19 protein-coding genes, 1 tRNA gene and 3 pseudogenes are annotated in these 21,075 nt (G+C 43.4%); 12 read left to right on the top strand and 11 right to left on the bottom strand.

Going from position 1 to position 21,075, the window contains the following annotated elements; genetic code table 11:
• The first annotated feature begins 32 nt into the window (after positions 1-32).
• The 5 genes from AJE_RS12175 to AJE_RS12195 all read left to right on the top strand — a co-directional run bounded on the left by AJE_RS12175 (position 33) and on the right by AJE_RS12195 (position 4,023).
• Entirely contained in the window at positions 33-596 is a 564-nt protein-coding gene (locus AJE_RS12175; RefSeq protein WP_008951110.1) for an antibiotic biosynthesis monooxygenase, read from the top strand.
• A gap of 103 nt (positions 597-699) precedes the next feature.
• Entirely contained in the window at positions 700-1,326 is a 627-nt protein-coding gene (locus AJE_RS12180) for a hypothetical protein (RefSeq protein ID WP_008951111.1), read from the top strand.
• Positions 1,326-2,405, top strand: coding sequence for an esterase/lipase family protein (locus tag AJE_RS12185; protein ID WP_008951112.1), 1,080 nt, complete (start codon positions 1,326-1,328; stop codon positions 2,403-2,405). The genes AJE_RS12180 and AJE_RS12185 overlap by 1 nt, the downstream gene beginning before the upstream one ends.
• A gap of 437 nt (positions 2,406-2,842) precedes the next feature.
• Positions 2,843-2,929, top strand: a tRNA-Leu gene (locus AJE_RS12190).
• 230 nt (positions 2,930-3,159) lie between these two features.
• On the top strand, positions 3,160-4,023 hold the full coding sequence (locus AJE_RS12195; protein ID WP_008951113.1) for a NaeI family type II restriction endonuclease: 864 nt from the start codon (positions 3,160-3,162) through the stop codon (positions 4,021-4,023).
• A gap of 52 nt (positions 4,024-4,075) precedes the next feature.
• On the opposite strand, the gene AJE_RS12200 is transcribed toward AJE_RS12195, so the two are convergent.
• From AJE_RS12200 to AJE_RS18470, 9 genes are all read right to left on the bottom strand, one after another.
• Entirely contained in the window at positions 4,076-5,086 is a 1,011-nt protein-coding gene (locus AJE_RS12200; protein WP_008951114.1) for a DNA cytosine methyltransferase, read from the bottom strand.
• A gap of 186 nt (positions 5,087-5,272) precedes the next feature.
• Complete coding sequence (locus tag AJE_RS12205; RefSeq protein ID WP_008951115.1) at positions 5,273-5,608, bottom strand: hypothetical protein; 336 nt, start codon at positions 5,606-5,608, stop codon at positions 5,273-5,275.
• Between the two features lie 58 nt (positions 5,609-5,666).
• On the bottom strand, positions 5,667-5,939 hold the full coding sequence (locus AJE_RS12210) for a helix-turn-helix domain-containing protein (protein ID WP_008951116.1): 273 nt from the start codon (positions 5,937-5,939) through the stop codon (positions 5,667-5,669).
• Positions 5,936-6,346 carry a DUF2787 family protein gene (locus AJE_RS12215; RefSeq protein WP_008951117.1) on the bottom strand — a complete coding sequence of 137 codons (411 nt, stop codon included), beginning with the start codon at positions 6,344-6,346 and terminating at the stop codon, positions 5,936-5,938. Before AJE_RS12215 ends, AJE_RS12210 begins: the two co-directional genes overlap by 4 nt.
• A 36-nt stretch (positions 6,347-6,382) precedes the next feature.
• The gene (locus AJE_RS12220; protein ID WP_008951118.1) at positions 6,383-6,826 is read right to left on the bottom strand and encodes a JAB domain-containing protein; all 444 of its coding nucleotides are present in this window, start codon (positions 6,824-6,826) and stop codon (positions 6,383-6,385) included.
• A gap of 112 nt (positions 6,827-6,938) precedes the next feature.
• Positions 6,939-7,394 carry a DUF6641 family protein gene (locus AJE_RS12225; RefSeq protein WP_008951119.1) on the bottom strand — a complete coding sequence of 152 codons (456 nt, stop codon included), beginning with the start codon at positions 7,392-7,394 and terminating at the stop codon, positions 6,939-6,941.
• 39 nt (positions 7,395-7,433) lie between these two features.
• Positions 7,434-9,458, bottom strand: a complete 2,025-nt coding sequence (locus AJE_RS12230; RefSeq protein WP_008951120.1) for an AAA family ATPase — start codon at positions 9,456-9,458, stop codon at positions 7,434-7,436.
• 10 nt (positions 9,459-9,468) lie between these two features.
• Positions 9,469-10,362 (bottom strand): tyrosine-type recombinase/integrase, encoded by an 894-nt coding sequence (locus AJE_RS12235; protein WP_008951121.1) that lies wholly within the window; start codon positions 10,360-10,362, stop codon positions 9,469-9,471.
• A 137-nt stretch (positions 10,363-10,499) separates the two neighbouring features.
• On the bottom strand, positions 10,500-12,035 hold the full coding sequence (locus AJE_RS18470) for a hypothetical protein (protein WP_008951122.1): 1,536 nt from the start codon (positions 12,033-12,035) through the stop codon (positions 10,500-10,502).
• A gap of 264 nt (positions 12,036-12,299) precedes the next feature.
• Between AJE_RS18470 and AJE_RS12245 the strand changes: the two genes are divergently transcribed.
• The gene (locus AJE_RS12245) at positions 12,300-12,974 is read left to right on the top strand and encodes a hypothetical protein (protein WP_008951123.1); all 675 of its coding nucleotides are present in this window, start codon (positions 12,300-12,302) and stop codon (positions 12,972-12,974) included.
• Between the two features lie 206 nt (positions 12,975-13,180).
• Positions 13,181-15,925 (top strand): UvrD-helicase domain-containing protein, encoded by a 2,745-nt coding sequence (locus tag AJE_RS12250; RefSeq protein WP_008951124.1) that lies wholly within the window; start codon positions 13,181-13,183, stop codon positions 15,923-15,925.
• A gap of 24 nt (positions 15,926-15,949) precedes the next feature.
• Here AJE_RS12250 and AJE_RS18800 read toward each other — a convergent pair.
• Both AJE_RS18800 and AJE_RS18805 read right to left on the bottom strand, forming a co-directional pair.
• Positions 15,950-16,204, bottom strand: a pseudogene (locus AJE_RS18800) (flagellin); the annotation flags it as partial.
• 630 nt (positions 16,205-16,834) lie between these two features.
• A pseudogene (locus AJE_RS18805) lies at positions 16,835-17,242 on the bottom strand (flagellin N-terminal helical domain-containing protein); the annotation flags it as partial.
• A gap of 248 nt (positions 17,243-17,490) precedes the next feature.
• On the opposite strand from AJE_RS18805, the gene AJE_RS12260 reads away from it, so the two are divergent.
• The 5 genes and pseudogenes from AJE_RS12260 (at position 17,491) to AJE_RS12280 (ending at position 20,968) form a co-directional block, all read left to right on the top strand.
• The gene (locus tag AJE_RS12260; protein ID WP_008951126.1) at positions 17,491-17,715 is read left to right on the top strand and encodes a helix-turn-helix domain-containing protein; all 225 of its coding nucleotides are present in this window, start codon (positions 17,491-17,493) and stop codon (positions 17,713-17,715) included.
• 288 nt (positions 17,716-18,003) lie between these two features.
• A pseudogene (locus AJE_RS12265) lies at positions 18,004-19,192 on the top strand (IS4 family transposase).
• A gap of 130 nt (positions 19,193-19,322) precedes the next feature.
• Positions 19,323-19,559 (top strand): ECs_2282 family putative zinc-binding protein, encoded by a 237-nt coding sequence (locus tag AJE_RS12270; protein ID WP_008951128.1) that lies wholly within the window; start codon positions 19,323-19,325, stop codon positions 19,557-19,559.
• The gene (locus AJE_RS12275) at positions 19,556-20,026 is read left to right on the top strand and encodes a hypothetical protein (protein ID WP_008951129.1); all 471 of its coding nucleotides are present in this window, start codon (positions 19,556-19,558) and stop codon (positions 20,024-20,026) included. The genes AJE_RS12270 and AJE_RS12275 overlap by 4 nt, the downstream gene beginning before the upstream one ends.
• 189 nt (positions 20,027-20,215) lie before the next feature.
• The gene (locus AJE_RS12280) at positions 20,216-20,968 is read left to right on the top strand and encodes a hypothetical protein (protein ID WP_008951130.1); all 753 of its coding nucleotides are present in this window, start codon (positions 20,216-20,218) and stop codon (positions 20,966-20,968) included.
• Positions 20,969-21,075: the final 107 nt, after the last annotated feature.

Here is a 21,075-nt window from a genome sequence, read left to right on the forward strand (position 1 = left end):
CCTGCGCTGGCAGGCCCAAGGATAGCCAGAACATGACTACTGAGCATAGCAGCAAGGCCGGCGTCTCGGTCGGCATTGACCATCAGGTCAGGATTGACCAGCAGCAGCGGTATGAGCAATGGCTTGCTGATATTATCCAGGTTGCGGCGGGCTTTCCTGGTCATCAGGGAGTAGTGGTGTTAAAACCGGCTGCCGGTCAGCAGCGTTATTGTATTTCGGTGCGTTTTTCCAGCCAGCAGGATGCCGAGCGCTGGTTAAGCTCTGCCGAGCGGACCACGTTAATTGAGCAGGTCAAGCCCTGCCTGGCGGTGCCGGAGAATGTGCAAATTCTGTCTGGTATTGATTATTGGTTTGAACCGATCAACCCGCAGTCGCCACATCCGGTGCGCTGGAAACAATGGTTACTGACCACAGCGGTGATTGCAGTGCTAACGATGTTGGTTCCCTTACTGTTACAACCGCTGTTTGCGCTACTGCCGTTTTTACAATGGTTTGGCGTGCGGCACGTCTTTTCAGCGGCCATTATTGTCGCTCTGGTGATTTATGTCGTCATGCCAAGGTTAGTGCCGCTGTTGGCGAAATGGCTGTTTCGCTGAAGGTGCTTCGAGTTTTTTCGGGCTGCTGTGCCAGCCCGGCTTTCCCTGCCTGATACTTTTCTGCCATGATTAGCGGATGAACTTATGCTGAGCAACGAAAAGCATGCGGTATTTGGCTGTGTTGGTAATCTTGCTGCAACTGGCTGGCTGCAGCAACACCCGTTTTATAAAGCTTGAGCAAACCGCAGCACCGGTGCTGGATCCGGTAACCAGTTTACTGGCTTACCGCTTTATTAGTTTACAACAGCAAGATGCGGCCAGTATCGCTGGCTATTGTCAGGCACTGCGCGACCAGTCGCCAAGTAGTCAACTCTATCTGTTGCAATTGGCCTGTGCTGAGCGCTGGCTGTCGAAGCCGTTAAGCAACAGCGAACGGCAAGCTGCCATAGCGCTGTACAATGCTGCCTTATTACCACTGGTCAGAGCGGCGTTACAGCCCGCTGCGCAACAACCCGCCTATCTGGCATTACAGTTGGAGGTTTTGTCAGACGACGGCTTACCGCTGACCCACTTTACGTTGGCTGCCGATGTGCAAGCCAAAGATCCTTTAATGCAGGCTCCCGCGGTGCAGGCGCTTGGCATCAGCCTGGTTGGGCAGCGACCGAACACGGGGCAGGGACGGGATCGCTGGTATCCGCCGGAGGGGATCTTTCGCGCTGTGACAGTGTTCCTGCAGGCTTTGATTTTCGAAACCCGGTGCAACCGGTGCTGCGGCTGCAGGCGCGGGTGATGACTCAGGCTGAGGAGTTGCAGTTTGGCGAGCAGCGTTATCCGGTGCATTATGATTTGGCTACACCTTATTTGTTGCTGGCCGAGGCGGCGCAAGTTGACCGCTTTGAACTGACCGGTTTGCTGCGTGCGGCTGAGGTGGAGAGTAAGCTTGGGATCTACGTGATAGAGCCGCTGGTTACCGATAAAATTCCGATCCTGATGATCCACGGTTTATATTCCAGTCCACTGATCTGGCGGCGTTTAAGTTGGGCCATCTATGCCGATCCGCAGTTGGCTAAACGTTATCAAATTTGGCATGCCTTTTACCCAACAGGTCCGCCACCCTTTTTTAACGCGATGCGGCTACGCCGTGAGCTGGAGCAGCTGCGGGCTGAGTTGCACAACTTGGCGGTGAGTAATTCGGCGGCTACTGCACCGGCGCTGGAGCAAATGTGGCTGATTGGGCATAGCATGGGCGGTATTATCAGCCGGACTATGGTGGTAGATAGTGGTAACGCCCTGTGGGATCGCACCTTTAAGGTGGCACCAGAACAGTTAAGGCTCGAGGAGCAGACCTTAGGACCGCTGCGGGAGATCTTTTTCTTAACACCAAAGCCATATGTCAGTGCTGTCGTTTTTCTTGATACACCGCATCAGGGCAGTGATCAGGCGCGTGGCCTGGCCGGCCGGCTTGCCAGCTCGTTAATCCGCTTACCCGGCAGTATGTATCAGGTGTTTTCCAGGTTGTGGCAAGACGAGCGCATGCATTATCTGACTGATGAAATGCGGCCTTATATGTCGGCACAGGGACCGGATAGCGTACGGGTGTTGTCGCCCAGCCACCCACTGCTGCAGGAGCTGAGTAAGTTACCGCCGCAGGTGCCGGTGTATTCGGTAATTGGCAATAACAGACCCAAGCGCTGCCAAACTCCATTAGTATGCCCCGGCCTGAATGATGGTGTGGTCAGCTACCACAGCGCGCACTTACCGCAGGCACAAGCTGAACTGATAGTGCCGTCTAAACACGACTCCTATCAATCACCAGAGGCGATTGCCTTTATCCTGCAGCAGTTAACCGCATGGCAAAGCGCCAACTGAGTTGCTGTTATTTTCAGCAGTTGACGCCGGCAGCCGGAAAAAGGGGCGAGAAAGCACTTGCGCCTGTTAAGCGGCATCGTATAATGCAGGCGTTTACCTCAAACAACTCCTCTCTGCCTGGGTGGCGAAATCGGTAGACGCAGCGGATTCAAAATTGTCTGCTTTTATAGAGTTTTTAAGTTTAACCTTTTGAAATTAAAGAGATTAAAATTAAAAAATCTTGACAAATTAGCTGTTATAGTTTGTTATAGAACGACTTTGGCTCAGTGATGAAATTGGTAGACGTGCCGGATTCAAAATGCAATGCGTCTAAGATAGTGGTAGACATAACTCATTGAATAGTCTACGATTCTTGAGTTATTAAAAGTGCAGCGGTTATGCAAAGTTTTGCAAAGTTCTGTTTCTGCACTAGTAACAAGCTAAAAGACCTCTCAAATGCCTGGGTGGCGAAATTGGTAGACGCAGTGGATTCAAAATCCACCGTTGGCGACAACGTGCCGGTTCGAGTCCGGCCCTAGGCACCAAATACAGATCACGTGAAACGCATCTATTTTAATTCTAAAAATTTTCCGATTTTGGAAAGTTTCTATGTCCTATTTCCATAAAATTTATATAGTTAACCATTCTTATCCCTCATACCTTTAATGTTACGTCTGGACGTAAGTTTTTTTCTTTTTGAGAAAAGGGTTTGAACTTGTTATAAAGATAGTGTAATACTAGTTAAGTTACTAATCTTTAATAAGGAGTTTTGTTTATGGATATGAGCGTTAATGGATATTCTGATTCGTATTTGAAGGAAAATCCTGCGGCTATTTCGTGTGTAAACATAGCAAATTCACTAGTCAATATTCTTGGTGGTTTAGAAAGCTTTTTGAGTGAAGTCGGGCCTGTTCTGAGAAAGGCGGTCGATGAAGTCATAGATATGCCAAGAACACAGAGATTTAGCTTATCTCAGTTAGAGAAGACCGAGAAAACTTACATTGGCACAAAAGTAGAAATTCTCATAAGGCACCTGCTTCAAGTACCTAAGGGAAAAGTTCTGGATTTGAGCGTTGATGGCGTTGAGCTTGATGTTAAAAATACTATTGGCACTGGTTGGATGATTCCAAAAGAGGCTGTTAATCAACATTGCTTGCTTATCAAAATAAACGACAAAAAGGGCAGATTCAGTATCGGCGTTGTCTTCTGCTCGCTTGACAATATTACTGCGGGAATGAATCAAGATCAGAAGCGAAGTATTAGCCCTGGGAATAAAGCTATTTTTTGGATTGGAAAAAACGTACGGATGCAGGAAAATTTTTTCGAAAATTTAAGCCCCGGAGTTTGTGCTCAACTTACTGAGTTGAATGTATCTGGAGCAGAGAAAATCAGACGACTTTGTCGCTTAGTCCCAAATACAGTAATTGATAGGTATATTGTGGAATGTGTAGCGAATCAAAAAGATCCAATGAAACGATTACGTAAAAATGGTGGAGCCAGAGATTCGTTAGAGAAAGAGGGAATCCTGATTTTGACTGGTGCGTACGACTCGGAAGAACTGAAGAACCTTGGATTCACTGATGTAAATCAGGATCAATTCGTAGCAGTCAATACAAGATTATTGAATCTCAAATCTTGATGTTAGCTTAAGAATAGGGGTTAGGTATAGCTGAGTCTAACCCCTTAAAAAATTATGCGATCTCTTCTTTTAATTGCTCAGGAGATTTTGTCTCATCAAGAGATCTTTTAAGTGAATTACACGTTAAGGCATTGACTATTGCTTTTCCAACAGCTTCGGCTACAGGGGGAGGAAAGGCATTTCCGATTTGCCTATATGCATGTGTTTTCTTACCAAAAAAATCCCAGCTATCTGGAAAACCTTGGATTCTCGCCGCCATTCTGAGTGACAGATAAGGCATATTTTCGAAACCTTCTTTTCCTATAAAATCTTTTGAAGGCGAGTCATACTCAACAAGATGAGCATTGATTCCCAGTTCTTTCCAAGCTTTTTTTGCTCTTGTAGGACCCAAATCTGGCCCGCCATGTTTTTTTGAACCGCCTACTAAAGTTGGTGCAATTTTATTAGCTTTTAACATCCAATCTCTGGCATGTGGCCAACCATTTTTGGCTATTAAATCGTAAAGAGCTTTACCCACTGTAGGCGCCAAATCTGGTTGTTCAGTTGGCCAACAGAAATCTTTGAAGTACTGATTTTTAAGAGCAACTAATATCACTCTCGGTCTTAACTGAGGTACTCCAAAGTCAGACGCGTTTAAAAGCTTCCATTCTGAGCTATAACCGAGAGTTCGCAATTTATCTGTTATTGAATTTCTATATTCAGTGAATTTCTCATCGAGTAAGCCCCTAACGTTTTCTAACATAACGGCTTTTGGAGAGCACTGCTCAACAATTCTCAAGGCTTCGTCAAACAAATTCCTCTCGTCATCAGCTCCAAGTTGTTTTCCCGCGGCTGAAAAGGGAGGACATGGTACACCACCAGCTACTAAGTCAACACCTTTATACTCAAATGCGTCGAAAGCCCGAAGATCCTGATTTAATACCTTCCAATGCTTTCTATTTAAGCGCAAAGTCTCACAAGCATGCTCATCAATCTCTACTAGACATAAATGATCAAAACCAGCATTTTCTAAACCTAATGCCTGGCCGCCAGCGCCTGCGCAAAGTTCAATTGATGTAAACATTTATAACAACCTCCAAAACCTGATCAAATATACAGCATTCCTTTACTTTCCTAAAGAGTCAGCATCGGTCTTTTTGCTGGCATGCTCTTAATAGAAATAATTAAAAATGCTTTTACATCGTTATCAGATTGACAATTCACGTTGGGTATAAAACCTAAAAGATTTCCATCAAGCTTTTTGTTAAAATTAATTTTGATGGTTATACCCAGGCTGACTCAGAAATATTTTGAGTTCACTAAAGTACTCAGTTTCAAGTAGATTGATGCTTTCGTCAGTAGTGCCGATTTCAGGATATTCAGAACAACCAAAGTTTTCAGCATTTATAATGGTGTATCTTTTTCCTTGTAGCTCTCGTTCTGTAGACTTCTCGTAGTCAACCCAAAGTATAAAATATTGGCCGTTGCTCTCGAACCAAAAGCTTGGACAAACATCGTTGTGATAGCTGTTGTCGTGGAGTTGAGGAAAATCGCTAAGATTAAACCCAAGATCGAAGTTGGCACCAAACTCTTTTTTATACAGCATAGAAAACCCCATTAAGTTTTCAGGGCAGTCGCAAGATATTACTGCCCCTAGTTAATGTTTAAGACTGCTGTTTAAACGAGACTTGCACAGACAAAAATGATTTCATCGGTGATACATCAAGCCAGTTACACATATCAATGAATTCCAACAAATCCATTCCTCGTTGAGCCTGCTCAATCTTGCCAAAATAGCTATGCGGTCTGCCGCTTTTCGCTGCCATATCTCGCATAGTATACCCTTTTGCCATGCGCTGTTCACGTACCCACTGACCTAATGCGACTCTGCGCGGATCATCATTATTGATGCTCTTGCGTTTCTCTATTCTACTCATGATGATACCTCCACCTCAAAAACCCCCATATCCAGCCAGTAGGTTAAAAAGTTATCTTCCCATATCGGGTAGATTTCTCTGGCGACTTCAATAGGGTAATAACCTGTTATGTCCTGAAAGGTGCCAGCGATAAACTCAAAGTCGAGTGACTTCACCAGCTCGGCACAGTCGCCAATACCTGCATAACAAAAATCGGTGATGTAGCAGAGTTCGTATCTTCCACATCGGCCTGTGATCATGATTTCAACCGGATGGTAGCCGCCTTGTTCAGCGCTGTATTTCGGATCACGAAAGTTAACGGTAATGAACTCTGCCATCGGCTCTTTTACCGGCTCAATGACTTCGATAAGTGCATCGATAAATCGCTTTGTTACAGGCAAAGCTAAGCCTTCGTACTGAATACGCATAGGTGTTTTCCTCTCGATAAATGTTGGGTTGTGCAGCTAAAAAATGTGCGGGTGTGTCTGTTGCAGGCTGCTAAAGCAATCCAGTCCGATAATCAGATGATCCATCACTTTAATGTCCAACACTTCAGCGGCCTTAATCATCCGCTCTGTAAAGTTAATGTCTGACTGACTGGGTTTCGGGTCGCCTGACGGATGGTTATGGATCAGCAGAATATTCGGTAAATTCAGTAGCACAGCAGTACGCAGTATTTCAGCAGGACGAACCTGAACCGCATTGACTGTGCCAGTTGCAACGACTTCAAAACAGTTAATGTCGTGCTGTTGTGTCAGGTTAACGACAATTAACTGCTCTTTTGTTTCATACTTCAGATAGTCAAATAGCTGTGCAATACGCTCAGGTGAGTTAATGTTCTTACCTGTGATATTGCAGGCCACATCTTTAAATCGATACTTCACATCGATTTCGCGTAACGTTGGCATGGCACCTCCAAAACCGTTAAAGCCTGTTAGCTGTTCAGTGCTGTTATAAGCGCACTGTCAAAACCCCAGAAATTGCCAGAGTGCAGCAACACTCTGGCAATCACGTTCATGGTTAAGCCGTCTTTTTCGGCTCTTTAGGTTTTGAGGGTTTCTGCGGTTTAGCCTGCAAGATTTGTTGATCTAACTCGCCTGCTTCTACGGCTTTGATGATGGCGTTAATCACGGTCGGTAGCTGTGCTTTATCACCGACATCGATTGCAGATTTACCTTTATCAAGCTCCATAGGTTTAAAGCCGACACGGATTTCAAAGTAGTAGTGATTGTTGTCGTCGAAGTACCAAGGCCGAACCGCTTTGCGCGTTCGCACGGTTTTTCGCTCACCAGTCTCGGGGTCTTTCACTTTTTTATCGCGATACGATTCATAAGGCTGACCGTCTAACATGGCCTGTACAATCGCTAACTGCTCATCGAGCTTTTCAATCAGCCGTAAGCGTTTGCCAATAATTGGTGGTTTAGGCTCAATTTTTGGGCGAGCGATAACCTTGAGAGAACTCAATATACTAGTCATAGGTATTTCCTTTGTTAGTCGCTGGCGCTTGTCACTAAATTAGTGAACAAAGCCAATCGTTGGGTTGGGTTGTTTACGTTTGTTCTCGTCGAGCAGCATTTGCAGCGCTGACTGACGATGGTCTTGCTTGGGTTGAAACTTCATGCGTCTTGCGATAATCGCAAAGTCGCCAGGTGTTAAGCGATTGAGTGTACTGAGCTGCTGTTGCTCGTCCTGAGTAAGCCTAGAAACGCCCAGAACGCGACGGAACAGCATCAACACTTGCTCTGTGTGCAAGTAGTCGCATTCAAGCTTAAAATCGAATCTACGCAGTACGGCTTTGTCTAACGCTGTTTCGAAATTAGTTGCAGCGAAGAGCGGCTGCGTAAAGCACTCAAGCTGTGTCAGGATTTCATTCACTAGCTGCGTTTCGTGCTGCGCCTGAAGCCTGTCACGACTTGTCAGTAAGCTATCGACTTCATCAAGCAGTAGCGCGTGTTTGTTCCGATGTGCGCTGATAAACAGCTGTCGAACGTTCTGCTCACTTTCACCGACATACTTGCTAAGGACATCTGAGCATTGCACCCGTTTTAGCTTGATATCATGCGCTTTTGTTAGATAGTGCGCATACGCAGTTTTACCGGTTCCAGGTGGTCCACAGAGCAGTACGCGAACCGGCTGACCCTGCGATACCGCATGATTGATTTCATCGATAACGTATTTAGGTTGCTTGAGGTTAAGCAAGCTCACATCAAACGGTATTTCCTGCTGATAGCGCATGTCGTTTTGCCACAGTCCACAGGCTTCAAGCGTATTTTCAATCACCTCTAGCATGGTGCTTTCGGCTTTGTTTCGCTTCTCACCGACAGTCTTTGTGACATAGGCCGCGTTACCGATGATGGCCGGTGTGATGTGTTTAACCGCTGCTATCTTTTCAACTGCGTTTTCACTAAGGTTAAGGCCATGCACGGCCTGTTCAGTTAGCGCTTTTAACTTGTTCTCATCCGGTGAGTTGATTTCCAGTACCAGTTTAAAGCGGCGTAAGTAACTATCTTCAAGGCAACCAACATGATTGGTTATCCAAATCGCTGGCACCGTATTGCGCTCCAGCGTCTGATGCAGCATATCTTTGCTGTACGAGCTGTCAGCGTTTTGAAAGATGCTCTCACACTCATCAATCAGTAACAGGTTTTCTGTACTGTTGCGAAGCAAGGTCTGCACGGTCGTCAGGTACTGCACACGTTGACTGTTCACGTACTTAGTACTGTGTTTCTGCTGCAACTTGCCGTCTGCAATAACCTGACTGCCTATCTCAAATAACTGCCGGTCAAGCTCTGAGGCCAGCGCACGGGCTAACTCTGTTTTACCGGTGCCGGCATAACCATACAGCAGCACATTAATACCGGTATGCTGAGCAGCCGTCGCTTTTTGCATATACCTACGCAGCAGGTCGATGTTCACATAGTCAAAGTCAGATAGCGTAAATGCCGGAGCAGGGCTTTTGACTAAAAAGCTTGCCAGTATTTGCTCGCAGGATGTCACGACACTTTTTGTCAGCAGATACTGAATAGGGTTCGACATCTCTAACCACGGCAGATGCTGTGGTGCTGAATCGGCACTTAGAATGCCTTTTGAAATCAGTGATTCCATCGCCTCAATAATGTGATGCTTATCGAGGCCACTGATATGCTCGTAGAACAGCATCAGGTCATGGTCTTGGTCTGGTAACTCAATACAGTCGATTAGGAACTTGGCGTTCGAGTTAATGTTCATGATGAGGATAAACTCAAGCAGCACGGCGACTCGCTCATCCAACTCGAAGATACTGCACAACTGACTAAGGTTTTGTCTAACCTGCTCGGTTTTCTTCGGGGCTGGATCAGGTATTTTCAGGAGTTCCAGCAGCTCAAAGTTCGTGTTGTAATCGTTGTACGATAAGCCCGTGCCTATAATGCGACTGACCATCGGTAACGTTAGCTCAATCATGTACAGCGCATCGGGTATTTCAGTCAGTAAGCGATAACACATCGCGCCAGCCATATGATTCAGGTGACGCGAAGGCGATTTATGTTTAGCTTTTGCCATTCTGGATACCTTACTCATAACGCAGTGCCGCGGCTGCTTGCTGCATAAACTGCACATCGCGTTTATCGTAGATTGTGGTAGTGGTAATAGACGCATGGCCTGCCATCTGACGCACGGTATTAAGGTCAACATTTTGCTCAAGCAGGCGTGTAATATAGGTGCGCCGTAGATCATGCGGTGATGCATTTTCAACACCTATACGCTTTAACTTGCTCTTAATCAGCCTGAAAACGAGTGACACACTGATAGGGCTATGAGGGCTGACTTTGCCACCTACATGAACCGGACAGAACAAGAAGCCTGCTTGTTTTGAACGCAATGCCAGCCAGTTTTGCAGATGTTGCTGGCACCATTCAGGCAGAAAGACCGTGCGAGATTTATTGCCTTTACCATGACGCACCAGCAGCGTTTGCTTGCTGAAATCGAGGTCTTTTATTTCAAGTGCGACAAGCTCAGAGCGTCGAAGGCCTGTACCGAGCAGCACTGCGAACAGGGCAACGTTACGAATACCGGTGGCAGAGGTTGAGCGCGTTAGGAGGTCAAATAACGATTTAACCTGCTGCTTAGTCAGCGCAGTGCCCTGAAACTCAGGATACTTCAGCTTACTAATGGTACTTAGCTGCTCTAGTTGTTCTGGATCAGCTTGCTTCATCATGACCGCGATTTTAACGATGCTTTTAAGCGCAACCTGGGCTCGGTTGACAGAGCGAGGTGCCCAGCCTTCATGCTGTAACAGTGCACGGATTTGCAGCATTTCCTGATAGTTGACGCGATTAAAACGGGTCACATCATCAAGCGGCCAACCCATGATACGAGCAATGCTGCGCAGTTGTGAGGCAATAGATACCCTGCTTTTTGCCGACAATTTGCTTAGGTAAAGCGAATACGGCGAAGCTGTACTCATAGAGTACCTCCGATAGTTAAGTTGTGATTTTTAGGTGGTTGTAAAACGGGAAAGGGGTGTGATGTAAGAGGCTGAATTATAGCACAAAACTGCTCAAAATTCAGCCTCTATTTTTGACGCGCTTAGTAGATTTCCCCTCACCTTTCCCGCTTCGGGGCAAGGCTCTTACCGCAAAGAGTCATAAAGTGTAGTTCTGTACTCTCTAAACTTAGAGCAAGTGCTATTATTAGGGCCTTTCTAGGTGCAACATTTTGGCTAGCAAGACATTCTTTAGCATTTGAGATCACAGTTGAAGTGAACTTCTCAAGATCAATTAAAGTATCTTCAGCGATTTCATTTATAGGTTTCACGTTGCCAGAACTGGAGATTTTTATTGCTTCATCAATGATCTTCAAATCATCTGAGTTTATTTCATCTTCATCTTCATCTTCATCTTCATCCTCATCTTCATCCTCATCTTCATCCTCATCTTCATCTTCATCTTCATCTTCATCTTCATCTTCATCCTCATCCTCAGAACTAACATTTTCAGAACTTTCTAAATCAAGATCTCGTTGCCATTCTTCGATTTCAGCATCTGAGAGATATGCATCTTCATGAGCCTTCAATTGGAGGATTATCGCTTCGATGATCTGTTCTTCTGAGAAATCATTCATTTTTTCTATGAAGCCTTCTCTAGGTCTGAGTATGATGTCTTTATCTTCCTCAACAAGTGCAGAGAATTGAATCAATGAGTTTTTATCCAGAATTCTTAGGAATTCCTTAATGTTGGCAACATTGTAAGGAAAGTTTGAATGATTTTTTATTGTTATAAGCTTTAATAATTCATCCTCTGGGTATCGATTATGAAACAAGTAGTAAAATGAAAAAACACATGTCTTATGAGATGCAATCAGGTAGTATTTAGCCGATTCATAGAAAATTGGGAAATCTTTTTTTATGAGATTCACGAAATCCACAATTGACAGTTTCGCACTAACTTCCACAATGTTATCAAGGTTTTTGTAGTCATAATAAATATTGTCTACAAAACTGTTTTCGTAATCCGAGCCTGTATCAGAGCTTGCAGAGTAAATCTCAATTTTACCCGAAATGTATTTTCTATTAACACTACAGAACCCTTCGTCATATACCTCTCGATGAATACCTAAGTCCTCCAATTTTCGACCACAGTAGAATGGTCTACCTAAGATGTAATCAGCGGTTTTGAATACTTTTGCCGCAGTTAAATCTGCTCTGCATAGTTCTTTTCGCTCTTTATTTTCGTCCTTACAGATTTTTAAAATGATCGCATTTCTGAGACTAGGGTTGCTGATTCTATTCAATGCCCTTAAAGAGCTGTCTGAAAATACATCGATAAATTCTAATCCAAAGTATTCGACGGCTACCCGAGCTGCCTCAAGTTGTTTGAATGCAGCGTCATAAGTTAAATGAGTCTCTTTAATGATGTATTCTTTTATCGAATTATGGCCAAGGTGCACATAAGCTTTGCTGTGGTCCACCATAAATAGAGCTGTTTTGATGTATTTTGATGACTGATTTATGACATTTTTACAAGCTAGAGCCATCTCTTTTGTGCCATTATCAAGCGTGTCCTTGAAACTTTCTAGTAGCGATTGCTCAAGTGATTCAGGCATGGTTTTTTCTAATGTTGTAGGTAGTTGAGAGTTCATTTCAGGTTTGCTCCGGTTATGTGTGATTGACGAAATCGATCTTAGCAAAACGGTATATGCTTATTTACCGAAGAAACATTTCATGAGCAGGTTGTAATTTATCTAATTGTTTTTAATAAAAAATTTTTTATTTTAGTGAGTCCTCTAACTTGATTTCCTTGCAAACTGTATTTGTAAGACTTCAATGTTTACGCGGGTTTTAGAGGGATATTTTAAAGCTGAAGTGGTTTCAAGAACATAAAATTGTTCTTACATGGTGAAAAAATGAGAATTGGTACTAAAAATAACCCAATTAGGCTGGTAAGTGAGTCGATCGAGCGGCCACTGCTTGTTCAATATTGTCGAAATACTTCTAATGAAGGCTTTGATTTCCACGACCTGAAAGACTTTGGTGAAGATGTGTATTTAAGAAACGTGATTTCTAATCCATTCCTAACAGGGCAAGAGATTAAGCTGGCAATATATTTCTTTGTTGAACTTGAGGGAGAAAGTGGTAAAGTTTTTTCTACAACGACAGATTTGTTTGGTTTTCTTCCTGCCAATACATATGGAGAGTGGTTTTTTGATAAAGATCAGGACGACTGGAGGGTTGGAATTGCTTTTGGTTTCGAAGAATCGTTGCGATCCAAAATTATTTTTACTAACGAGCACGGTTACTATCCTAGTCTAGTAATCGCCGCATCTTCTATGGGAATTAAAGTTACCTCTCATCGATTAATTGCATTAATCCGTCGACTTCATGATTTTGGGTATATCACAGTTACTGATATTACTTTACGAAATACATATGAATACACTCCTTCTCCTAAGGATTCCGAAGAGAGTCGAGCTAGGTTGAGACATATTCGGCTGTGTAAAGGTATGCAGAGAAAAGATTTAAGCAGTCGTTGGTACACACGAAAGAAAAAAACAAACAAAACCGGAAATAAGCAGGCATAACCCTAGTTTCTACGAAGTTTGACTCAGAATACCTTAATGGGTGGGAAATTATCGGCATTAAGGTAATTACAATTGCGAGCTCGCAATTTTGGTTAATTTATCGTTAAAAAGGTTTGTTAAGTGTTTAATGTTAACATTTTGTTCGATTTAGTGTGTTTTGAAGGAATAGCTAGTTCCAGCTATCCAACTACCCCAAAGAGGCTTCTATGAGCGATTCTGCCGGTTCCGAGTTTTTACCACTGGTCTACCCGAGTAAAATTTTTAATATACAAGAGCATAGTGAATTACTCGATATTCGGCACAACAGCTCAATATCAGCCTTAACTAAACCTGATCACTTCAGATATGACGGTATAACCCAAAGAATACTACAAGTCCTAAAAGACCCCGAGATAGCGCATTATCAAGATACGCTTTTAAAGAAAGCTATCCGTGATATCAGCGCTAACAGGGTCGATATTGACTATCTCGAAGTAGGTCTACAGCTGAAATCGACAGCCATCTATAAGCTGATTGGTTCTGAAGAACAAGATTTACTGCATTCGCCTATCACTTCAGTCAAAACCATACCAAGGCAAGCCAGACTTCAAGTAAAGCAGGTCATGCTGGGTAGTAAAAATCATCGATTTAAGAAAACCGATAAAAGACCATTCTTTACTCATAAGTATCGCATGGTCGTTGATAACGACAGTTACCGATACATGGACATTTACATTGCTGACCCCGCGCATGAGCGCAACAAGCGCGATTTACCTTACAACTGCTCTATAGAGTTTATTCCGACGAGGCTAACCCTAAATCAGATATCTTTTATGCTTTATCAGCTGCAATCTGTTTTAGGCCCCCGCAGGTACGGTCAATTATTAAGAAAGGCCAAGCTGCTGCGCATTGATACCGGCTATATTATGCACGGACTATCTCAGCTCTTTTGCTTTCCGCTAAGAACGACGTCAGCTGTTAAAGTCAGTGCTTGTATACCCGATAATAAATCAGCGGTAGAGACTACCTATCTAGGTAATCACAAAGACAAACGCAACCATGACATTATTTATGACAAGGTTCTTAAAGAGATTAAGTTCTTTATCAAGTCAGTCATGCGGCCTCTCAACTGTGAATTTAGCCAGATCGCCCACAATATCAGTGATCTTGACCAACTATTCACCACTAACGCTGCAAGTGCTCGTATCGAAACCAGACAGTATTTTCCATCAGGCAATATATCGCTCAGTGAGATTGACCAGATAGATCCCAGCATTCATAGAATAATGTTTATCAGGCCTAAAGCCATCGCAGCTCTTGAAGACAGTCAGGTGCTTGAACTCATATGTGACAAAAGACTTTCAAGGGTGCGTCCTGTTCGCTCATCACTCGCCAAACGCTATAAATGCAAGGTAAATAAATACCTGCATAAGTTTAACACTGAGCAGGTTATATCCGTATTTTTACCGAAACTGGAGGCGATGAAAGCTGCACTGTCTACACCTATTAAGACCTTAGAGCATGAGCCTCTGGGTAATTATCAGGAACATGTTGTTGCAGCAAAAAACTATCTAGCTCCATTTGTTACTAAGCAACGATCAAAGCAGAATTCCGTCATAGATATTACCAGTAGTGATGGCAAGTGTATTTACGTTGAGGGTACACCCGGCTCGGGTAAAACCAAGGTTATGGTAAGTCACGTAAAGCATTTACTTGAAACAGGCACTGAGCCACGAAAAATCGCCGTACTTGCCTTTACTAATGATGCAGCCGATGAGTTCAGAAACAGGCTAATTGATGAAGGTTTGATGCGTTCTGGTATGTTCGTTGGTACTTTCAGTGCTTGGTGTAATCAGTACCTACAGCAAGTGAAAGCGTCTAAGATCATCAATCAAGAGCAGAGTTATGATGCAATAGAGTCTTGTATACCCGAAGAGTCCAGTCTACCTGAGCATTTTGAGTCTGCGGACATCGCTAGATATGTCAGTGCGGTATTAAGCTACAGCGTAAATCATGACCAAAAAGACTATGACAAGTGCGTAAAAAAAGTTAAACCGTTCCTTGAATCTTTCTCGTCAGAAATCAAGTTAATCATAAAAGGATATAAGAAGTGGAAGGAGCAGGAGTCAAAGTTAGACTTTAACGACCTGATTGAGAAAATGCGTAAGCTAGTTAAGTCTATCAAAGCTGGCGAATCAAAGAGGGACTTTTTAATCCCTGACCACATATTGCTCGATGAGGCTCAAGATACTAACCACGCACAGTTTGATATTCTAAAAACATTCCATTCATCTGGTAGTAGTCTATTTTTTGTTGGTGATCCTGCTCAGTCGATGTACGGGTTTCGCGGTGCTGTTGGCTTCAGCTACAAGAAGATAAAACGTTACTTTGGACACGTTGTTCCTTTCCAACTGGTTGAAAATCACCGTTCTCTATCACCGATAGTGGAACTGGCTAACCATATCCGTTACAAAATTAATCGCAATCACAGCATTTCAGTCCCGCTTAAGCAGTCCAGTACACTGCCACGTTATAAACAGTTTGGTTCGATAAAATCAGCAACAGGCTTCCTTATACAAGAGCTCAAGAGGTTGAAGCTTGATGATGTCGAGTCTGTGCTCATTCTTTGCCGTTACAAGGTTCACGTTAAAACAGTACAAAAAGCGCTTAAAAAGCTTGAAGATGAAGTTCCCAAGTCAAAGAAAATTCATGAATCCTGTATGACCTATCACAAGTCAAAAGGTCGAGAGGCGACATATTGCTATGTATTTGACCCCACCTTTAGCAGCTATTCATTAGGCACGCTGAAGGAAGAGCTATGCAATACTTATGTTGCGTTCACCAGAGCTAAAAGCAGCTTAACTATCCTTGCGTCACAAATTGGTGCTGCAGCCTATGGAACAACTGATAATCAGAAGACGCAAACCAGCATATTTGCTGATATACCAGATGAGCTTGTTCAACTCATTTGAGCGATAACTAAGTTGCTGCCTTTACTATTGCAGTAGTGTTAGAGCAGCCTGCGGTCGCTGATTCGCCTGTGATAGCACTGTGGTACTGGCCTGCTGCAAGATCTGAAGCCGAGTTAGTTCAGCTGTTTCTTTAGCAAAATCGGTATCTCTGATCCGGCTGCGAGCAGCACTAACATTTTCACTAATATTACTCAGGTTTCTAATTGTCGCCTGAAAGCGGTTTTGCGTGGCACCGAGTTTAGCTCTGGCGCTGTCAATAGTGCTGAGCGCTTCATCGATGATCTCAAGGTTAAGTCTGGTTATTAAGTCTTCATCTTCAGGTGGTGCTATCTGAAAAGGTTGAATACCAACTTGATCAGGAGATAGACCCGTAAGTTGAGATACAAAAGCTTGTGTTGCGAGTGCAGAAGCTTCATCAGATGCCGAACCTGTTAAACGAAATTGTAGCTCTATGTTGGGGGGGACTAAAAAAGAACCTGTAGCAAAGTCGATTGATGCCGTGAAATTGATTTCCGGTGAAGCTGCATACTGAATCGCAAGCCCAAATACCTGCATGTTTATATTCGTATCGTTACCAAATGTCAGTTGCCCCGGTACGTTTGGAAAAGGAGCAAATGGATTACCTGTAAACTCATCTTGCACGGGCCTGAACGGTAAGCCATTAACGCTTACCTCTAGCCCTTGAACTATGCCGCTAACTGGCGGATTTGGAAAAGAGTAAGCTATATTACCTGGGTTCCTCACTCCCGTTATTCGAGCTGAGTTAATACCTGCTGTACCATCAACAACGACTTCAGATAATCGCAGCCCTTCAGCGGTCCAGCCCTCATCACGTTCAAGATTAACATTTATATTCTCACCAGCATTGGCACCGACCAGAAAATCACGGTTTAGTCTGCCGTCGAGAAGAGGTATACCGGCAAAGCTTGTTGTCTCTGCTATGCGAGTAATCTCTTTATTGATTTGTTTTACTTCGTTCTGAATTGCAGTCCTATCTTCCAGACTATTGATCCCACTGCGTGACTGTATAACCAGCGTTCGCATACGCTGAATAGATGTTGTCATTTCGTCAAGCGCACCTTCAGCAACTTGTGCAAGAGAAATGCCGTCATTTGCGTTACGGATACCCTGATCAATGCCGTTAATCTGGCTGGTAAGTCTGTTAGATATTTGCAGGCCAGCAGCGTCATCAGCTGCTGAATTGATACGATAGCCTGAAGCTAACCTCTGAAAAGTTTGGCTTAGCGGCGTATTAAGGTTACTAATCGACCTTTGTGCGGCTAATGAAGATATGTTCGTATTAACAAACAATGACATAGACTATCCATGAAATAGGTTAGAGACAGGCATTACTTGCCTTAAAATCACTAATTGAGGACTATAATCCTCATTTGTCTTAGTTATCGTTCCGAAACCTGAAAACTTTAATGCGACTTGAGCTAGTGGTCGCTAAGCTTATGATCTGATTAATCTAAAATATTAAAAGTTACTAATGAGGATTATGATCCGTGGCAGGTTAATCCTCTATTTAACATAGTGTCTGCTCCCGATTTTGAGAGCGCACAATGGCTGATCTGGCAAAGCAATTAGGTGAGAATATTCGCAAGAGAAGAGTTGAGATTGGCTTGAGCCAGGATAACCTTGCGCTTAACGCGAATATTGATCGCAGCTACATTGGTCGGATTGAACGCGGAGAAGTGAATATCACCGTTGAGATGCTTTGCAAGATTGCGTCTTTTATCAAGATTAATCCGCGCGAGCTGTTGCCTGAATATCTGCCCGAAAATTAATTCGTCTTACTTTTACTTTTTTCCAAAACCAGTCGTTTTGGCACGGTAAAAATATTATGTCGTGCATCACGACATTACCACCTCTTTTAGACGGATTAATCCGTAGTTGTAGCACATGCAAATATTCCCTGTCCCTATAACCTATTGTCAGTTCTAAAAAACCTATGTAATGTTCAACACCTGAGGTATCCCCAGAAATTTTGTAGTTAAAATAAAAATTTAGGTAATTAGGGAACATTCATGGCGGTTCCCGATCTGATCATTCGCCAAAAAATCCCACACCCGCGGATGCTCGCCATGAATGTTAAAACTATGCTCGCTGATTTCCTCCGATTTGTCACCCCAAAAACCATGCATAAAGCCAGATTTTCTGTCTTGTTAGATGCGGTTACTGCTCTTGCTAAAGACGCTCGTTGCACCGTTACAGCAATTGGTCGCGCTATGCCAGGGCCCTCAGACAAAATCAGCATCAAGCGAGCCGACAGATTACTCAATAATGCCAATCTGCAACGAGAGCTACCATTGATTTATGCCGCGTTGACTGCTTCTGTTGTAACCCCCCATTCCCATCCAACGATTTTAGTCGATTGGAGTAATGCGGATACCGCCAAGCGTCACTTTATTTTACGAGCGAGTATTGCTGCGGACGGCAGAGCATTAACGTTGTTGCAAAAAATCGCTGCTGAAGAAGAGTACACCAGCCCCCGTTTGCATCAGGCATTCTTAGAACAACTTAAAGCTATGTTACCAGAAGGCTGCAAGCCAATTATCGTGACAGACGCCGGATTTAAAGTGCCTTGGTTAAAACAAGTACGCGAATTCGGCTGGCATTATGTCGCCAGAGTCAGAGGGAATGTGAAGCTGAAAGTGGCAGAGCAGGAAGAGTTTATCACTGTTAACCAATTTTATCGTAAGGCCAAAGCCAAGCCCAAGCATGTCGGCAACATCTTACTCACCCAATCTCAGAGCTATGAAACACAAGCTGTTTTGGTTGGAAAAGGTTACAAGTTATTGAAAAGAGATAAAAACAGGCAATACAAAGAGCCTTGGCTATTAGTTTCCTCTTTACCAGAAAGTCATGGATATGCCGAGAAAATTGCCAAATGCTATAGCTGCCGAATGCAGATAGAAGAAAGCTTCCGGGATCAAAAAAGTCACCGTTACGGGTTAGGTAGCGATCTACATGGTACTCGCAAGAAATCACGCTTGGAGATCTTACTGCTCTTGGCAGCCCTGGCTAACTGGTTTCATTACCTGCTTGGCAGTGCGGGTGAGAAGGCTGGCTTACAACGACGTTATCAGGCTAATACCGTTAAGCATAGACGAGTGCTCGCTCTTTGTTCCCTTGGGATACTGCTCTGTAAAGAGCAAAAGCTTAATATAAGTAGGCGATATTATCAGCAAGGGCTAAAGCAAATTTTTGCAGTGGATAGCTCAGTGGTGCTGGACACCGGACGATCTGATAGAGTGTGGATAATATGGGGGAGCAATTTGTGGGGATCCCTCAGGTTCAACACATTAAATTTTAAAAAGTAGTAAAGTCCGTGTTTATATACGGATCTTTCAGACGAATAAGCGTTACACGTACAGGGAGCATTGAGGTACACATGATCAAAACAATACATGTATCAATCCAATGTCCAGAATGTGGCCATACTGAATTTGAGCAACCAGATAATGTACAAGATGATGACTTCGTAAAGTGTCATGGTTGCGGGTTTCAGATCATGCTGGCCGACTTAAAAGAAATCGGTGTTGAGCAAGCAAAAGAAATTGTGATACCTGAAGCAAAGAAAGAAATTGAAAAAATGCTTAAAAAAGCATTCAAAGGCCGTTTGAAATGAGCAAGTACGAAATCCTAAGCTTACTGATCTCAATTTTAGCTGTCGTTGTTTCTGCTGTTTCTCTTGTCAGAACCAGAAAAATAGCTAAAGAACAGCTTGAACTTGAAAGAGTTACAGCTGAATTATCTCGCTTACAAATTGATTCTCTCAACGAAGAAAAGTCCAATAAAGACAAGCCGATCTTCAATGTCACGCTGACTAAGCTAGGAAAATCATATTACTTCTATATTTCAAATACAGGTCAAGGTAGTGCGTATAACGTAAACTTCGAATTAGTTGGTTGCGAAGATAGCCCTCTTTGTGGTGACGTTACGGACAAGTTCCCACATCCTGAAATGAAGCCAAACTCACGAGTTAAACTCATTGCTGCAATACACATGGGTAGTCCTCTGAAATATCAGGTAAGGCTTTCTTGGCAAAATAAAGAAGGTGAAAACTTCAATGAAATCCATTGGGTCACCATGTAATGTACGTGTAACAACTCATTCCAGGTGACGCCTACGGCGCACCTGAATGAGGCGTTAAGTCCTAGTGTAAAACGAGCAGAATTGAACGAGTGATCTGCTGGCAGTTTTTTTCAGATTTACCTGCAAATTGACAATTGATAACTATGCTGTCAGCTTGGCAGCAGACAGTGATAAGGGAAGCTGCATATTTTGAATGTATACTTATTTGGAAAATTAAAACTTATCACCTTTCGCCCGCTACTGTTGATCTTGATAGCACTCTTGTCTGGTTGCGCTACCAACAGGGTTTTCCTACACACCTATGAGATTGAGCAGGAAGACATAGACAAAATAGTCGCGTCCCTCAAAGAAAAAAAGTTCGACGTTGAGGTTTCAGAGCGGATGCCTCCTATACTCACCTTCGGTAGTTTTATTATCTATCCCCGAGATTCAGGGGATAACGAACCGCTGGTGCAGATTTTAGATACCATTGGCGAGCATGGTTACTACACAAACTTAATTGCTCAAAACAGAGTGAAAAACCACTACTATACAAAAAAAACCAATATTGGCCTGTATTTGATAAACCCTCGCGCACAGTTACTCTCTGCGCAGCAACAGCTGGAAATGCAATTTCCTGTTAATTTAACGGAGGTGACTTTCTCAAGCACAAACTGTATTCGCCTGTTTTCTCTGGAGTTTGCAAAAGATCATACGGCTATGATTCGTCAGGCCATACCGAAGAGCAACGACAAGTGGACATTTCAATGGCAGCAAACTGAAGACCGGATCATCATCAGTGTTGATGATAAAACCATTAACTACACCGTAGAGAAAAACTACAAAAGGTCAGGAAATCAAAGTGAGCTACATTTAACGATTTTTCCTGGCAACGCATTAGCCCTGGGAATAAGCGAACCTCTCGCTTGCAAATATGAAAGCACAATCCATCTGGTTGACTGAGGAATGACCAGAGTTCTCGTGCTCTCAAGGTTTTAAATTTGCAGAATTATAGGGGCAGATCAAAACTAACCGAACCTTCCGCTTCACGCTCAAAGCACCTATTTAGC

This window comes from Alishewanella jeotgali KCTC 22429, assembly GCF_000245735.1.
GTDB lineage: Bacteria > Pseudomonadota > Gammaproteobacteria > Enterobacterales > Alteromonadaceae > Alishewanella > Alishewanella jeotgali.

Coding starts and splice junctions, on each gene's coding strand:
- AJE_RS12220 (WP_008951118.1), bottom strand. CDS start 6,826: ATGCCAACGTTACGCGAAATCGATGTGAAGTATCGATTTAAAGATGTG.
- AJE_RS12275 (WP_008951129.1), top strand. CDS start 19,556: ATGAGCAAGTACGAAATCCTAAGCTTACTGATCTCAATTTTAGCTGTC.
- AJE_RS12180 (WP_008951111.1), top strand. CDS start 700: ATGCGGTATTTGGCTGTGTTGGTAATCTTGCTGCAACTGGCTGGCTGC.
- AJE_RS12230 (WP_008951120.1), bottom strand. CDS start 9,458: ATGGCAAAAGCTAAACATAAATCGCCTTCGCGTCACCTGAATCATATG.
- AJE_RS12200 (WP_008951114.1), bottom strand. CDS start 5,086: ATGTTTACATCAATTGAACTTTGCGCAGGCGCTGGCGGCCAGGCATTA.
- AJE_RS12235 (WP_008951121.1), bottom strand. CDS start 10,362: ATGAGTACAGCTTCGCCGTATTCGCTTTACCTAAGCAAATTGTCGGCA.
- AJE_RS12260 (WP_008951126.1), top strand. CDS start 17,491: ATGGCTGATCTGGCAAAGCAATTAGGTGAGAATATTCGCAAGAGAAGA.
- AJE_RS12185 (WP_008951112.1), top strand. CDS start 1,326: ATGACTCAGGCTGAGGAGTTGCAGTTTGGCGAGCAGCGTTATCCGGTG.
- AJE_RS12210 (WP_008951116.1), bottom strand. CDS start 5,939: ATGAGTAGAATAGAGAAACGCAAGAGCATCAATAATGATGATCCGCGC.
- AJE_RS12205 (WP_008951115.1), bottom strand. CDS start 5,608: ATGCTGTATAAAAAAGAGTTTGGTGCCAACTTCGATCTTGGGTTTAAT.
- AJE_RS12175 (WP_008951110.1), top strand. CDS start 33: ATGACTACTGAGCATAGCAGCAAGGCCGGCGTCTCGGTCGGCATTGAC.
- AJE_RS12225 (WP_008951119.1), bottom strand. CDS start 7,394: ATGACTAGTATATTGAGTTCTCTCAAGGTTATCGCTCGCCCAAAAATT.
- AJE_RS12270 (WP_008951128.1), top strand. CDS start 19,323: ATGATCAAAACAATACATGTATCAATCCAATGTCCAGAATGTGGCCAT.
- AJE_RS12215 (WP_008951117.1), bottom strand. CDS start 6,346: ATGCGTATTCAGTACGAAGGCTTAGCTTTGCCTGTAACAAAGCGATTT.
- AJE_RS12195 (WP_008951113.1), top strand. CDS start 3,160: ATGGATATGAGCGTTAATGGATATTCTGATTCGTATTTGAAGGAAAAT.
- AJE_RS12245 (WP_008951123.1), top strand. CDS start 12,300: ATGAGAATTGGTACTAAAAATAACCCAATTAGGCTGGTAAGTGAGTCG.
- AJE_RS12250 (WP_008951124.1), top strand. CDS start 13,181: ATGAGCGATTCTGCCGGTTCCGAGTTTTTACCACTGGTCTACCCGAGT.
- AJE_RS18470 (WP_008951122.1), bottom strand. CDS start 12,035: ATGAACTCTCAACTACCTACAACATTAGAAAAAACCATGCCTGAATCA.